This window comes from Pseudomonas sp. ATCC PTA-122608, assembly GCF_001952855.1.
Lineage (GTDB): Bacteria > Pseudomonadota > Gammaproteobacteria > Pseudomonadales > Pseudomonadaceae > Aquipseudomonas.
On sequence record NZ_LPNO01000005.1, the window covers coordinates 16,009 to 28,728 of the forward strand.

The following is a 12,720-nucleotide window of genomic DNA, read 5'->3' on the forward strand; positions in this document are numbered from 1 at the left end:
TCTTCATTAGCGATGGGCGCTAGGTGCGGCTAGTGCACGGGCGGCGGCGACATCCGCATTGATCGCCGTTTTCAACGCCTCCAGGGAGGCGAAACGCTGCTCTTCACGCAGCTTTTGGTGGAAAGCCACCGTCAAACGCCGGTCATACAAATCACCGGCAAAATCCAAAAGGTGAACTTCCAGGTGGGCTTTGCCATCACCTGCAACCGTGGGCCTGACGCCTATGTTGGCGACTCCGGGCCACGATTGGCCGTCGATGTCGACACTCACCAGGTAAACCCCGGTCAGTGGCACACGACGGCGCTTGAGCTGCACGTTGGCGGTTGGCGTGCCCAGTTGGCGCGCCAGCTTCTGGCCGTGCAGCACCCGCCCGGCAATCCGGAACGGGCGACCGAGCAAGCGCTCGGCCAAGGCGAAGTCGGCAGCGGCCAAGGCGTTACGCACCTGGGTACTGCTCACGCGCAGGCCGTCCAGTTCGACGGTTTGCGCGGCTTCGACGGTAAAACCCTGGGTGACGCCGGCCTGTTGCAGGAAATCGAAATCCCCTACCCGGTCGCAACCGAAACGGAAGTCGTCGCCGACCTCCAGGTGCTGCACGCCCAGGCCGTCCACCAGGATACGGTCGACGAACTCGGCGGCGCTGAGGCTGCGCAAACGCTGGTTGAAAGCCAGGCAGAGGACGCGGTCCACGCCTTCTTCAGCCAGCAGTTGCAGCTTGTCCCGCAGACGGGCCAGACGCGCCGGCGCCGTCTCCGGGGTAAAGAATTCGCGCGGCTGTGGTTCAAAAATCACCACACAGCTGGGCACGCCCAACTCAACCGCACGCTCACGCAGGCGGGCCAGGATAGCCTGGTGGCCACGGTGAACACCGTCAAAGTTGCCAATAGTGGCGACGCAGCCCCGATGCTGGGGGCGCAGGTTGTGGAGACCTCGAACCAGCTGCATAACGCGCTTCTTGCTCATAAAGTGGTCGATTATAACCACACCCAGCCCCGGACGACAGGCAACAGCGCAGGCCATTTGCGCGAATCGATAAAACAACCGTCTTATCGACGAAAAGTCTCTAGCTCAGCGACTTGCGATTGAAATCCCGCAAGCGGAAGCCCATCAGCAGCAACATGCCGAAGTACACCACCACGCCAGCCACTACCAACGCACCAAGGCGCATGAAGCGCTCCAGCATATGGCCCTGATCCCAGGCAGGCATAAAGTGCATCAGCCCCAGCAACACCGCAGACATCATCGCCACCGCCACAAGCAACTTGAGCGCGAACATGCCCCAGCCCGGCTGCGGCTGGAACATTTTCTGTTTACGCAGTTGATAGAACAGCAGGCCGGCGTTGATGCAGGCGCCGACACTAATGGCCAACGCCAGGCCGGCATGAGCCAGCGGGCCGATAAACACCAGGTTGAGCAGTTGCGTGACCACCAGGGTGAAGATCGCAATCTTCACCGGGGTACGGATGTTTTGCTGGGCATAAAAGCCGGGCGCCAGGACCTTGATCACGATAATGCCCAGCAGCCCGACGGAATAGGCGATCAGCGCACGCTGGGTCATCGAGGCATCAAACGCACTGAACTGGCCGTACTGAAACAGAGAAACGGTCAATGGCTCCGCCAGGATCCCCAGCGCCAGGGAGCACGGCAATACCAGGACGAAGCACAGGCGCAGCCCCCAATCGAGGATTCGCGAGTATTCGTGACGGTCCTTGCTGGCGTATGTGCGGGACAGCGTCGGCAGCAGGATGGTGCCGAGCGCCACGCCCAGCACGCCGGACGGCAACTCCATCAGACGGTCGGCGTAGTACATCCACGATACGGAGCCCGAGACCAGCAACGAGGCAAAGGCGGTATTGATGATCAGCGAGATCTGGCTGACGGAAACCCCGAGGATTGCCGGCAGCATGTTGCGCATAACGCGCCACACGCCGGTGTCCTTGAGGTTCAGGCGCGGCAGCACGAGCATACCGATCTTCTTCAGGTGCGGCAGTTGGTACAGCAGTTGTGCCAGGCCACCGGCCAACACCGCCCAGCCTAAAGCCATCACGGGCGGATCGAAGTACGGCGTCAGGAACAGCGCAAAAATAATCATGCTGACGTTAAGCAGGGTCGGCACGAAGGCCGGCACCGAGAAGCGGTTCCAGGTATTGAGGATCGCCCCGGCCAGGGACGACAGGGAAATCAGCAATATATAAGGAAAGGTCACCCGCAACAGATCAGTGGTCAGGGCGAATTTTTCGGGCGTATTGGCAAAACCGGGGGCCGTGGCCCAGATCACCCAGGGCGCGGCGAGCATCCCGGCGATCGTCACCAACGTCAGCACCAACGTCAGCAAGCCCGACACATAGGCAATAAAGGTGCGGGTCGCCTCCTCGCCTTGCTGGGCCTTGTATTCCGCCAAAATCGGTACGAAAGCCTGGGAAAAAGCCCCTTCGGCGAAGATCCGCCGCAGCAGGTTGGGCAGTTTAAAGGCTATAAAGAAGGCATCCGTGGCCATGCTGGCGCCAAAAATACGTGCCAGCAGCGTGTCACGTACAAACCCTAGAACCCGGGAAATCATCGTGATAGAGCTGACGGCGGCCAACGATTTGAGCAGATTCATTGAAAGAGTTTTTGCCTATAGATAAAGAGCAGGCGAACAAACGGCCCACATATGCGATACTCCGCGCCTGCAACAAGCACAGAGCCAAAGCTCGCGAGTTTACAGGTCAAGCGCCGGAAATAAATCACCCGCCTCTTAAGATCGACCACTCAGCAGTTCGCATCACCCGCCCTTGACAAGACTTCAACTCATCGGCATGATTCGCGGCCTATTTTGTTTGCTATTTCCTAAAAAGTCTTTCGAGGAGCTCGACGGTGGCCAACACACCTTCCGCCAAAAAACGTGCAAAACAGGCTGAGAAGCGTCGCAGCCACAACGCCAGCCTGCGTTCCATGGTTCGTACCTACATCAAGAATGTAGTTAAAGCCATTGACGCAAAAGACGCTGAAAAAGCTCAAGCTGCTTACGTTCTGGCTGTGCCAGTTATCGACCGTATGGCCGATAAAGGCATCATCCACAAGAACAAAGCTGCTCGCCATAAAGGTCGTCTGAATGGCCACATCAAGGCTCTGAACCTTGCTGCTGCAGCCTAAGCGATAAGCTTGTTAAAAAACCGACCCTAGGGTCGGTTTTTTATTGCCTGCCTGTTGGAGCAAGCTTGCTCGCGATGGTGGTTAACGATTATGTGCGCCGCCTGAATAAACGCGGCGCCCTCTGGCTTTTCGCGAGTGAGCTCGCGCCTACTGGGCAGGCCATGGCAAGATCGGAATCGCCGTCACCGCATTCTGCGGACTGCCTTCGATCAAGCGGTCGCTGTAGACCAGATACACCAGGGTATTGCGCTTCTTGTCGAGGAAACGCACCACCTGCATGGTCTTGAACACCAGGGACGTGCGCTCCTTGAACACTTCATCCCCGTCCTTCAGCTCACCCTTAAAGTGAATCGCGCCCACCTGACGACAGGCAATAGACGCCTCAGCGCGATCCTCAGCCAACCCCAGACCACCTTTCACCCCACCCGTCTTGGCGCGGGACAGGTAGCAGGTCACGCCATCGACCTTCGGGTCATCAAAGGCCTCGACCACAATCCGGTCATTGGGGCCGACAAACTTGAACACCGTCGACACCTGGCCAATCTCTTCGGCCGATGCCAGCAACGGCATCGCCAGCAGTACACCGAGCAACCCCTTCATCACGCGCATCGAGAATTCCTTTTTACTTAAACCAGAATCAGGTTATCCCGGTGAACCAGCTCCGGTTCAGCCATGTAACCCAACAGACCGACAATCGCATCAGACGATTGCCCAATGATTTTCTGCGCCTCAAGGGCACTGTAGTTGGCCAGGCCACGGGCAATCTCGCGACCGTCCGGCGCCACGCACACCACCATCTCGCCACGGCGGAAGCTGCCCTGGACCAATTTTACGCCCACCGGCAGCAGGCTTTTGTTGCCCTGGGACAACGCCGACACAGCCCCAGCATCCAACACCAAGGTACCGCGCGTCTGAAGATGCCCCGCCAGCCACTGCTTGCGCGCCGCCAGCATGCCGCGCTCAGGCGACAGCAGCGTACCGATGCGCTCGCCCGCCTTGAGACGATCCAGCACCCGTTCAATCCGGCCGCCAACGATGATGGTATGCGCGCCGGAACGCGCCGCCAGCCGCGCCGCACGTAGCTTGGTCTGCATACCGCCACGCCCCAGGGCACCACCGACACTCCCAGCCACCGCGTCCAGCGCCGGATCATCGGCACGCGCCTCGTAAATCAGCTGCGCCTCAGGGTTATTGCGCGGATCAGCGTCGAACATGCCGTCGCGATCCGTGAGAATCACCAGCAAATCGGCTTCAACCAGGTTAGCCACCAGGGCCGCCAGGGTGTCGTTATCGCCGAAACGAATTTCGTCGGTCACCACCGTGTCGTTCTCGTTGATCACCGGGATCACCTTGAGTTCAACCAGGGCACGCAGGGTGCTGCGGGCATTCAGGTAGCGCTTGCGGTCGGACAAGTCGTCATGGGTCAGCAGAATCTGCGCAGTGTGGCGACCATGCTCGGCAAAGCTGGACTCCCAAGCCTGCACCAGCCCCATCTGACCAATGGCGGCAGCGGCTTGCAGCTCGTGCATCGCGCTGGGTCGCGCGGTCCAGCCAAGGCGACTCATGCCCGCGGCAACCGCCCCGGACGACACAAGCACCAACTCGACACCGGCCTCATGCAAAGCCACCATCTGGTCCACCCAGACGCTCATGGCCGCACGATCCAGCCCCTTGCCATCCGCCGTCAGCAGCGCGCTACCGATCTTAACGACCCAACGCTGCGCACCTGTCACCTTGCTCCGCATCATCTTCAACCTTAGATAGAGGGCCGCGCGACCCAGCGCCGCCCATAACGTTATTCGTGACTACCGATTTCCAGATACCAAAACGCCGCTCGATTGAGCGGCGCTTAAGTTTACTGCAACGAATCAGTCGCGCACGTAAATGATTTCCGGACCATCTTCATCATCCACGTCTTCTTCGTCCCAATCATCGTCACCGATGTCATGGACCGACTTGACGCCACTGCGACGCAGGGCACGCTGGTCATCCAGCGCCTGCAACTGGGCACGAGCTTCGTCTTCGATGCGCTGATCCAGCTCAGCCAGCTCTGCCTTGTAGACAGGGTCGGCAGCCAGGCGGTCGGCACGATCTTCGAGGTAACGCATAATGTCGCGCGTCAGGCGCTCAGTGCCTTCTTTGGCAATGGCCGAGATCACGTAGACCGGACCAGTCCATTCCAGGCGATCAACGATTTCCTTGACGCGCTCTTCGTGCTCTTCCTCGAGAATCTGGTCGCACTTGTTCAGTACCAACCAACGATCACGCTCAGCCAGGGACGGGCTGAACTTGGTCAGCTCGCTGACAATCACTTCAGCAGCGTCTGGTGCGCTGGTGTCATCCAGCGGCGCCATGTCGACGAGGTGCAACAGCAAACGGGTACGGGACAAGTGCTTGAGGAAACGAATCCCCAGGCCCGCGCCGTCGGAAGCCCCTTCGATCAGGCCCGGAATGTCCGCAACCACGAAGCTCTTCCAGCGATCAACGCTGACCACACCCAGGTTTGGCACCAAGGTAGTGAACGGGTAATCGGCAACTTTCGGCTTGGCAGCAGACACCGAGCGAATGAACGTACTTTTGCCGGCGTTCGGCAGGCCCAGCAGACCTACGTCAGCCAGCACCTTCATTTCCAGCTTGAGGTCACGCTGCTCGCCAGGCTTGCCCGGCGTGGTCTGGCGTGGCGCACGGTTGGTACTGGACTTGAAACGGGTGTTACCCAGACCGTGCCAGCCACCATGAGCCACCAGCAGGCGCTGACCGGCCTTGGTCAGGTCGCCGATGATTTCCTGGGTAGCGGAGTCGATCACGGTAGTGCCGACCGGAACCCGCAGAACCAGCTCTTCGCCTTTTTTACCGGTGCAGTCAGTGCTGCCGCCGTTGGAGCCACGCTCGGCATCAAAGTGCCGGGTGTAACGGTAGTCCACCAGGGTGTTGAGGTTTTCGTCGGCGATCATGTAGACCGAGCCGCCATCACCGCCATCACCGCCGTTAGGACCACCGTTTTCGATGAATTTTTCCCGACGGAAACTCATGCAACCGTTACCGCCGTCGCCAGCTTTTACTCGGATCGAAACTTCATCAACAAACTTCATAACAAAACGCCTCTCGCCACACGGACGAGCTTAAGAAACCAAGACATAAGACTCTTGCAAAAATGAGCGCAGCGACCTCAAGCAACGACCGCAAATCCAGCTGCTTTCGCCCATCACAAACAGCTTTGCAAGAGACTCACCCCACAAACGAAAAAGCCCCGTCGCGAGACAGGGCTTTTCCAGCAACTACGTAATTATGCCGCGACGACTTCAGTCTTCGGGACAATGCTCACGTAACGGCGGTTGAAAGCGCCTTTTACTTCAAACTTGATCACGCCGTCGATTTTAGCGAACAGAGTGTGATCTTTACCCATGCCAACACCGTAACCGGCGTGGAATTGGGTGCCGCGCTGACGCACGATGATGTTGCCCGGAATGATAACCTGGCCGCCATACATCTTCACGCCAAGGCGTTTGGCTTCTGAGTCGCGACCGTTACGGGTACTACCACCAGCTTTTTTGTGTGCCATGAGTCAATTCTCCTAGTGAGGAATTAGGCTGAAATTAAGCCTGAATACCGGTGATTTTGATCTCGGTGTACCACTGGCGGTGGCCCATACGCTTCATGTGGTGCTTACGACGACGGAACTTGATGATGCGGACTTTATCGTGACGACCTTGGGAGATCACTTCAGCCACAACGGTAGCGCCTGCAACAACTGGAGCGCCGATGTTCACGTCATCGCCATTGGCGACCAACAGAACGCGATCAAAAGTAACGGATTCGCCAGTAGCGATTTCCAGCTTCTCGATCTTCAGGTATTCACCTGGGGCGACCTTGTATTGCTTGCCACCAGTAACAATTACTGCGTACGACATGGTATTTCTCCGATAATCCTGCTCACCCAGCGCTTTATAAGAAGAGGTATTGGCTGGCATGGCTGCATGGGATGGACGTCCCGAATGCAATTGCGTAAGGCAGGTGCTGCCCAGGAAGTTCAGGGTGCGCGATTGTACGCAAGCTAAGGAGGCGTTGCAAGTGGCCGTCTATCGCGCCTTGACACTACGGGGCGTGGGTCCTAGCATGCCGCGCAACCCTTCTGGAGCGACTGTCGCTGATGCAACCCCAAGCTTTCTACCGCGCGGTGGCGGACGATTTTAGCGCCGTCGACGGCATCATCAAGAAGCAGCTGACTTCTAAAGTGCCGCTGGTCTCCAAAATTGGCGACTACATTACGTCGGCCGGCGGTAAACGCCTGCGTCCTTTATTAGTGTTGCTGTGTGGCAAGGCCCTCGGCCGCGAAGGCGATGACCTGCGCCTGCTGGCCGCGACCATCGAGTTCCTGCACACCGCCACCCTGCTGCATGACGACGTGGTCGATATGTCCGGCATGCGCCGTGGTCGCGAGACGGCCAACGCGATGTGGGGCAACGCGCCGAGCGTGCTGGTGGGCGACTTCCTTTATTCGCGCTCGTTCGAAATGATGGTCGAGCTGGGCTCGATGCCGGTGATGAAGATTCTTTCACAGGCCACGCGCATCATCGCCGAAGGCGAAGTGTTGCAACTGTCGAAGGTTCGCGACGCCAGCACTACCGAAGAAACCTACATGGAAGTGATTCGCGGCAAAACCGCGATGCTCTTCGAAGCCTCGACTCACAGCGCTGCCGCCTTGTGCGAAGCGACGCCCGAGCAGAGCGAAGCCCTGCGCACCTTCGGCGATCACCTGGGCGTAGCCTTCCAGTTGGTGGACGACCTGCTGGATTATCGCGGCGACGCCGAAACCCTGGGCAAGAACGTCGGTGACGACCTGGCCGAGGGCAAGCCGACCTTGCCGCTGATCTACACCATGCGCGAAGGCACGCCTGAACAGGCCGCCCTGGTGCGTAAGGCGATCCAGAAAGGCGGGATCGAAGACCTGGAAAGCATCCGCGAAGCCGTGGAAGCCTCGGGCTCCCTCGAATACACCGCGCAACTGGCCCGTGACTACGTCGCTCGCGCCATCCAATGCTTGGAAGCCCTTCCAGCCAGCGAATACCGGGACGCCCTGGTTGAGCTGAGTGAGTTCGCGGTCGCCCGCACTCACTAAGCAATTCCTGTAGAAACGAGCTTGCTCGCGAAGGTCTACAACGATAACGCGTACACCTGATTACACGCGGCGTCCTTGAGTTTTTCGCGAGCAAGCTCGCTCCTACAAGGGACGGTGCCCCCTCCCCCCGCTAAAACCCTATATAATGTGCGCTTTTTAGCCATCCTGAAACCAAAGGAGCTTTAGTGAGCACGTTGCCACCCTGCCCGAAATGCAATTCCGAATACACCTACGAAGACGGCGCCCAGCTGATTTGCCCGGAATGCGCCCATGAGTGGGCCGTCGGTGGCGAAGCCGAGGCTGCCAGCGATGAATCCGTCAAGAAAGACTCTGTGGGCAACGTCCTGCAGGACGGCGACACCATCACCGTGATCAAGGACCTCAAGGTCAAGGGCACGTCGCTGGTGGTCAAAGTCGGCACCAAGGTCAAGAACATCCGCCTGTGCGATGGCGACCACGATATCGACTGCAAGATCGACGGTATCGGCCCGATGAAACTCAAGTCCGAGTTCGTCCGCAAGGTCTGAACCGGCTGCCTCCATCTCGTGCCCGGCACGGGATGGCGCTTCACCCTCCCCCGCGTCACTTCCGCACTAGCGGCAAAAGGCCAGGCCTTTTGATCAAAAACAATATCCACACAGAAAAGTCCGGAAATCGCCAATAGGGACTTGCTATTCCTTGAATAAGAATTATTCTCATTGAAACCCATCAAGGAGATGCTTCCCATGACTTATTTGATCGATGCCTGGCTGGACCGTCCACACCCTTACCTGCGGATCCTCCATCGGGAAACCGGGGAAGTCTGCGCAGTACTGGAAGAAGAAGCGTTAAGCGAACTGCAGGATCAGGGCGACCTGGACGTCAATGGCCTGAGTTCCAGTGAACCTGGGGTGCTGAAGGAAGTGGTGAGAAATCTGTTTCTGTTCTGCTATGCCCGGGCGTTGCGCCCGGTGACGGATCTCAATGGCAAGTTTCATCCATGAGCAACCTGCAAAACCGTGTAGGAGCGAGCTTGCTCGCGAAGAACTCAAAGACACCGCGTTCATTCAGCATGGGCGCGTCATCGTTGACGTTCATCGCGAGCAAGCTCGCTCCTACAACCTAGTCAGCGGTCTTACAGAACGTCGAGCAGCTCGACGTCGAACACCAGAACGCTGTGCGGCGGGATGCTGCCAACGCCTTGAGCGCCGTAAGCCAGTTCGCTCGGCACGTACAGGCGCCATTTGCTGCCGGCATTCATCAGTTGCAGGGCTTCGGTCCAGCCGGCAATTACGCCACCAACCGGAAACTCTGCAGGCTGACCGCGCTCGTAGGAGCTGTCGAACACAGTGCCGTCGATCAGGGTGCCGTGGTAGTGAGTACGCACTTGGTCTTCACGGGTCGGCTTGGCGCCGGTTCCGGCAGTCAGCACTTCAAATTGCAGGCCGGAAGCCAGGGTGGTGATGCCGTCACGCTTGGCGTTTTCAGCCAGGAAAGCCAGGCCTTCGCCAGCAGCAGCTTCAGCCTTTGCAGCGGCTTCGGCTTGCATGATTTCGCGGATGACCTTGAAGCTGGCGGCCATTTGCTCTTGGTCCACACGGCTAGGCTTGCCGGCGAAAGCGTCGGTCAGGCCAGCCAGGATCGCGTCCAGGCTCACGCCCGGTGGCGGGTTGTCGCGCAGTTGGTCGCCCAACTGACGGCCAATGCCGTAGCTCACGCGGGTTTCGTCGGTGGACAGATTAACTTCGGACATGGAAAGGCTCCGCTGTAGGACGACACACGTGTCGTCCAAACTAAAAGGGCGAGCAGACTAGCACACAAGCCCCGCTCTTGATGAGCCCTGGAGCCTCAGGCGCACACCCGACGGGCGCTGATCAATGTTTGGTCAACTTGTCCAGATAACCCATGGCAAACGCAGACACCACGAAGGTCATGTGAATAATCACGTACCACTTCAAATGCTCGGGATCGACGTTCTTGGCGTCCATGAACACCCGCAGCAAATGGATCGACGAAATCGCCACGATGGACGCCGCGACCTTCATCTTCAGCGACGAGGAATCCATGGTCCCCAGCCAGTTGAGCTTCTCTTTGCTTTCGTCGATGTCCAACTGGGAAACGAAGTTCTCGTAGCCGCTGATCATCACCATCACCAGCAAGCCGCCCACCAGTGCCATGTCGATCAACGACAGCAGCACCAGGATCACATCCGACTCGCTCATGGAAAACACCATGGGAATCACATGGAACACTTCCTGGAAGAACTTCAGCCCCAGCGCCAACAGCCCAAGGGACAACCCGAAATAGATCGGTGCCAACAGCCAGCGTGAGGCATACATTGCATTTTCGATAAAGCGTTCCATTGAATCTCACACAGCGTGGCTAAAAATGGCGCCGAGTATATCAGCCGCACACAAACGCCAGAAACCGTCGAGAAAACTGATCTGTACGGCATCTGTAAAAGAATTTTTCTGCTAGTGTCGGGCTCATCAACTCGGCTCGATGATGTCGGACAGGAAAACTCAGATAATGGATGTGCGATCCCCTTTGGCCAGCATTGGCCTGTGCGCGGCGTTGCTGATGGGCAGCGGTTGCTCCCCAAGCGATGAACACAAGCAAGCCAGCCTCGAAGAGAAAACCGCCAAGTTCGAACAGTCCCTGGACGCCATCCAGGATCCCAAGCTCAAGGACGCCGTGTCCGAGCTCGGTGGCTCGCTGTTGCTGCTGGAACGGGCACGGGCCAAGCTGGCCAGCAAGCCTATCGAGGCCGAGTACAGCGAAGACGCCCTGGCACTGCTCAAGCACTACCCCACGCCCCAGGCGTTGGTTGATACCTACATCAACGGCCTGTTTGTCCTGCGCAAGGCATCCCATTCGGACTACCTGACGGACCTGCAACCGATCTTCCCGTTCAACTTCAACATGCCCGACCAGTTCCCCTTCCCCCATGGCCTGGAATGGCAGTCGGTCACCTTGAGCAACAACAAGGTCATCCCCTTCCAGCCGGAGTGGTCGGAAACCGACCCGGGCATCCAGTTGAGCCCTACCAGCTCCAATCTGACCAACCCCGATGACCTGACGGTGACTTACCCGTTCGTCGAAGGCATCGAGACTGAAAACAAAAGCCAGCCGCAGCCCGTCACCCTCAAGGGCAAGGTGGAAGTGATCGCGCCGCGTAAAGTCTTCACCTTCGACCTGTCGAAGAAGGACGTGGGCCGCAAGCGCATTGAAGAAAACGTCACAGTCACCCTGCTGACCCTAGAAAAGAACTACGCCGAGATCGAACTGACCAACAGCGCCCCGCTGGCGCCGGAAGTCGCGGACGAATCGCCTAACCCGCTGCTGGTGCAGGCTCGCGACACTACCGGGCAATTTCTCTCGCGCTCAGGCTCAATCAACGAGAACGCCGCGCAACTGGCGTTCTACGAGAAGCAACTGGCGGAGATGCAAAAGCAGACGGCCTGGTCCGACGCCTTCGAGAAGCAGCTGGAAGACGAGCAGAAAGCCTTCGAACTCAAGCAGGGCAGCCACTACACCAAGGTGTACTTCAATGGCTTGATCGACAATGTGCAAGTCAGCGTGCTCGACTTTTCCCAGGCCACCGTGACCCGCAAGGACCTGGACCTGCCCGTAAGGCGCTTCGACAAAAACAGCCTGGAGAAAACCGTACAGCCCCTGCCGATGCCGGTCACCGTGTATGACGACCAAGCCGCGGACTGGCTCAAGGACGCCACCCTGTCCGAAGACCAGCTAAAGAAAAGTGTCACCATCAACCAATCGGTGGATGACGCCAGTGCGGCGCACGTCGAATTCGATCACCCCTACACCTTCAACGACGACCTGCTGGGCGACGACCGCGGCGGTGGTGACGCTCCCGTGACCTTCCTCACTGCCAACGACGAAGGCAAGCTCGGCGAGCCGATCGAACTGCCCGCCGAAGCCTACGAAGTCGACCCAGGGCGCGGCACCATCACCTATGACCTGAACCTGTTCCCCGAGAATCCGGGGTTTGCCGTGGGATCAATGCCACTGTTCCTGGCCACCATCGAAAAAGGCAGCCTCACGGCTGGGCAGTTGCCCAAAGGTCTGGAGCTGAAAGACAACGCGCTAATTGTCGACCAGAAACTTTTCCCCGCCGACAGCTGGCGGTTCTACGCCAAGGACGCCAGCGGCAACTACCTGAAAGAGATTCTCGGGGTCAGCCACCGCGCCGAGGAATACGGCACGGCGCTGTTCGACGTGCATTACTTCTACGGCCAGCCGACTACATTGGAGACTTACCAGCGCACCGGTCTGGACACGGTGCAGTATGGGTTTGAGGTGAAGCTGGACAAACCCGAAGCGACCCCAGCGCTCAAGCCATAACATCAGCTCCACTGGCGCTGAAGATCGAATGTGAGAGCGGGCTTGCTCGCGAATGCAGTGCATCAGTCACAGATATATTGACTGACACAGCGCATTCGCGAGCAAGCCCGCTCCCACATTTG

14 protein-coding genes are annotated in these 12,720 nt (G+C 58.5%); 5 read left to right on the forward strand and 9 right to left on the reverse strand.

The annotated features are described in order from the left end of the window. Positions 1-6: 6 nt before the first annotated feature. Together ribF and murJ are read right to left on the reverse strand one after the other, a co-directional pair. Entirely contained in the window at positions 7-945 is a 939-nt protein-coding gene (gene ribF / locus AU074_RS06390) for a bifunctional riboflavin kinase/FAD synthetase (protein WP_076014011.1), read from the reverse strand. Positions 946-1,063: 118 nt separating this feature from the next. Next, positions 1,064-2,602: a murein biosynthesis integral membrane protein MurJ gene (gene murJ, locus AU074_RS06395; protein ID WP_076014012.1), complete on the reverse strand. Its 1,539-nt coding sequence runs from the start codon at positions 2,600-2,602 to the stop codon at positions 1,064-1,066. Positions 2,603-2,856: 254 nt separating this feature from the next. On the opposite strand from murJ, the gene rpsT reads away from it, so the two are divergent. After that, the gene (rpsT, locus tag AU074_RS06400) at positions 2,857-3,135 is read left to right on the forward strand and encodes a 30S ribosomal protein S20 (RefSeq protein WP_003215870.1); all 279 of its coding nucleotides are present in this window, start codon (positions 2,857-2,859) and stop codon (positions 3,133-3,135) included. Positions 3,136-3,282: 147 nt separating this feature from the next. On the opposite strand, the gene AU074_RS06405 is transcribed toward rpsT, so the two are convergent. The 5 genes from AU074_RS06405 to rplU form a co-directional block, all read right to left on the reverse strand. After that, a complete protein-coding gene (locus AU074_RS06405) occupies positions 3,283-3,744 on the reverse strand; it encodes a CreA family protein (protein WP_076014013.1) in 462 nt (153 codons plus the stop codon). Between the two features lie 17 nt (positions 3,745-3,761). Next, complete coding sequence (proB, locus tag AU074_RS06410; RefSeq protein ID WP_017477809.1) at positions 3,762-4,880, reverse strand: glutamate 5-kinase; 1,119 nt, start codon at positions 4,878-4,880, stop codon at positions 3,762-3,764. Between the two features lie 123 nt (positions 4,881-5,003). Next, on the reverse strand, positions 5,004-6,227 hold the full coding sequence (gene cgtA / locus AU074_RS06415; protein ID WP_076014014.1) for an Obg family GTPase CgtA: 1,224 nt from the start codon (positions 6,225-6,227) through the stop codon (positions 5,004-5,006). A 194-nt stretch (positions 6,228-6,421) separates the two neighbouring features. Next, entirely contained in the window at positions 6,422-6,697 is a 276-nt protein-coding gene (rpmA, locus tag AU074_RS06420) for a 50S ribosomal protein L27 (RefSeq protein ID WP_003215862.1), read from the reverse strand. Between the two features lie 34 nt (positions 6,698-6,731). Continuing rightward, a complete protein-coding gene (rplU, locus tag AU074_RS06425) occupies positions 6,732-7,046 on the reverse strand; it encodes a 50S ribosomal protein L21 (protein WP_003176051.1) in 315 nt (104 codons plus the stop codon). A 239-nt stretch (positions 7,047-7,285) separates the two neighbouring features. Between rplU and AU074_RS06430 the strand changes: the two genes are divergently transcribed. The 3 genes from AU074_RS06430 (at position 7,286) to AU074_RS06440 (ending at position 9,237) form a co-directional block, all read left to right on the forward strand. Continuing rightward, complete coding sequence (locus AU074_RS06430; protein WP_003215860.1) at positions 7,286-8,254, forward strand: polyprenyl synthetase family protein; 969 nt, start codon at positions 7,286-7,288, stop codon at positions 8,252-8,254. A 185-nt stretch (positions 8,255-8,439) separates the two neighbouring features. Then, positions 8,440-8,781, forward strand: a complete 342-nt coding sequence (locus AU074_RS06435; RefSeq protein WP_003215858.1) for a zinc ribbon domain-containing protein YjdM — start codon at positions 8,440-8,442, stop codon at positions 8,779-8,781. A gap of 198 nt (positions 8,782-8,979) precedes the next feature. Beyond that, entirely contained in the window at positions 8,980-9,237 is a 258-nt protein-coding gene (locus AU074_RS06440) for a hypothetical protein (protein ID WP_003215856.1), read from the forward strand. Between the two features lie 131 nt (positions 9,238-9,368). Here AU074_RS06440 and AU074_RS06445 read toward each other — a convergent pair whose 3' ends face one another. Both AU074_RS06445 and AU074_RS06450 read right to left on the reverse strand, forming a co-directional pair. Next, positions 9,369-9,986: an FKBP-type peptidyl-prolyl cis-trans isomerase gene (locus AU074_RS06445; protein ID WP_034115957.1), complete on the reverse strand. Its 618-nt coding sequence runs from the start codon at positions 9,984-9,986 to the stop codon at positions 9,369-9,371. A 121-nt stretch (positions 9,987-10,107) separates the two neighbouring features. Then, positions 10,108-10,596 (reverse strand): TIGR00645 family protein, encoded by a 489-nt coding sequence (locus AU074_RS06450; RefSeq protein WP_076014015.1) that lies wholly within the window; start codon positions 10,594-10,596, stop codon positions 10,108-10,110. Positions 10,597-10,762: 166 nt separating this feature from the next. On the opposite strand from AU074_RS06450, the gene AU074_RS06455 reads away from it, so the two are divergent. Next, positions 10,763-12,598: a hypothetical protein gene (locus AU074_RS06455; protein WP_076014016.1), complete on the forward strand. Its 1,836-nt coding sequence runs from the start codon at positions 10,763-10,765 to the stop codon at positions 12,596-12,598. Positions 12,599-12,720: the final 122 nt, after the last annotated feature.

Excerpts from the sequence above, each read along its gene's own strand:
- ribF (WP_076014011.1), bottom strand. The coding sequence starts at position 945 with ATGCAGCTGGTTCGAGGTCTCCACAACCTGCGCCCCCAGCATCGGGGC.
- murJ (WP_076014012.1), bottom strand. The coding sequence starts at position 2,602 with ATGAATCTGCTCAAATCGTTGGCCGCCGTCAGCTCTATCACGATGATT.
- AU074_RS06405 (WP_076014013.1), bottom strand. The coding sequence starts at position 3,744 with ATGCGCGTGATGAAGGGGTTGCTCGGTGTACTGCTGGCGATGCCGTTG.
- proB (WP_017477809.1), bottom strand. The coding sequence starts at position 4,880 with ATGCGGAGCAAGGTGACAGGTGCGCAGCGTTGGGTCGTTAAGATCGGT.
- cgtA (WP_076014014.1), bottom strand. The coding sequence starts at position 6,227 with ATGAAGTTTGTTGATGAAGTTTCGATCCGAGTAAAAGCTGGCGACGGC.
- rpmA (WP_003215862.1), bottom strand. The coding sequence starts at position 6,697 with ATGGCACACAAAAAAGCTGGTGGTAGTACCCGTAACGGTCGCGACTCA.
- rplU (WP_003176051.1), bottom strand. The coding sequence starts at position 7,046 with ATGTCGTACGCAGTAATTGTTACTGGTGGCAAGCAATACAAGGTCGCC.
- AU074_RS06430 (WP_003215860.1), top strand. The coding sequence starts at position 7,286 with ATGCAACCCCAAGCTTTCTACCGCGCGGTGGCGGACGATTTTAGCGCC.
- AU074_RS06440 (WP_003215856.1), top strand. The coding sequence starts at position 8,980 with ATGACTTATTTGATCGATGCCTGGCTGGACCGTCCACACCCTTACCTG.
- AU074_RS06445 (WP_034115957.1), bottom strand. The coding sequence starts at position 9,986 with ATGTCCGAAGTTAATCTGTCCACCGACGAAACCCGCGTGAGCTACGGC.
- AU074_RS06450 (WP_076014015.1), bottom strand. The coding sequence starts at position 10,596 with ATGGAACGCTTTATCGAAAATGCAATGTATGCCTCACGCTGGCTGTTG.
- AU074_RS06455 (WP_076014016.1), top strand. The coding sequence starts at position 10,763 with ATGGATGTGCGATCCCCTTTGGCCAGCATTGGCCTGTGCGCGGCGTTG.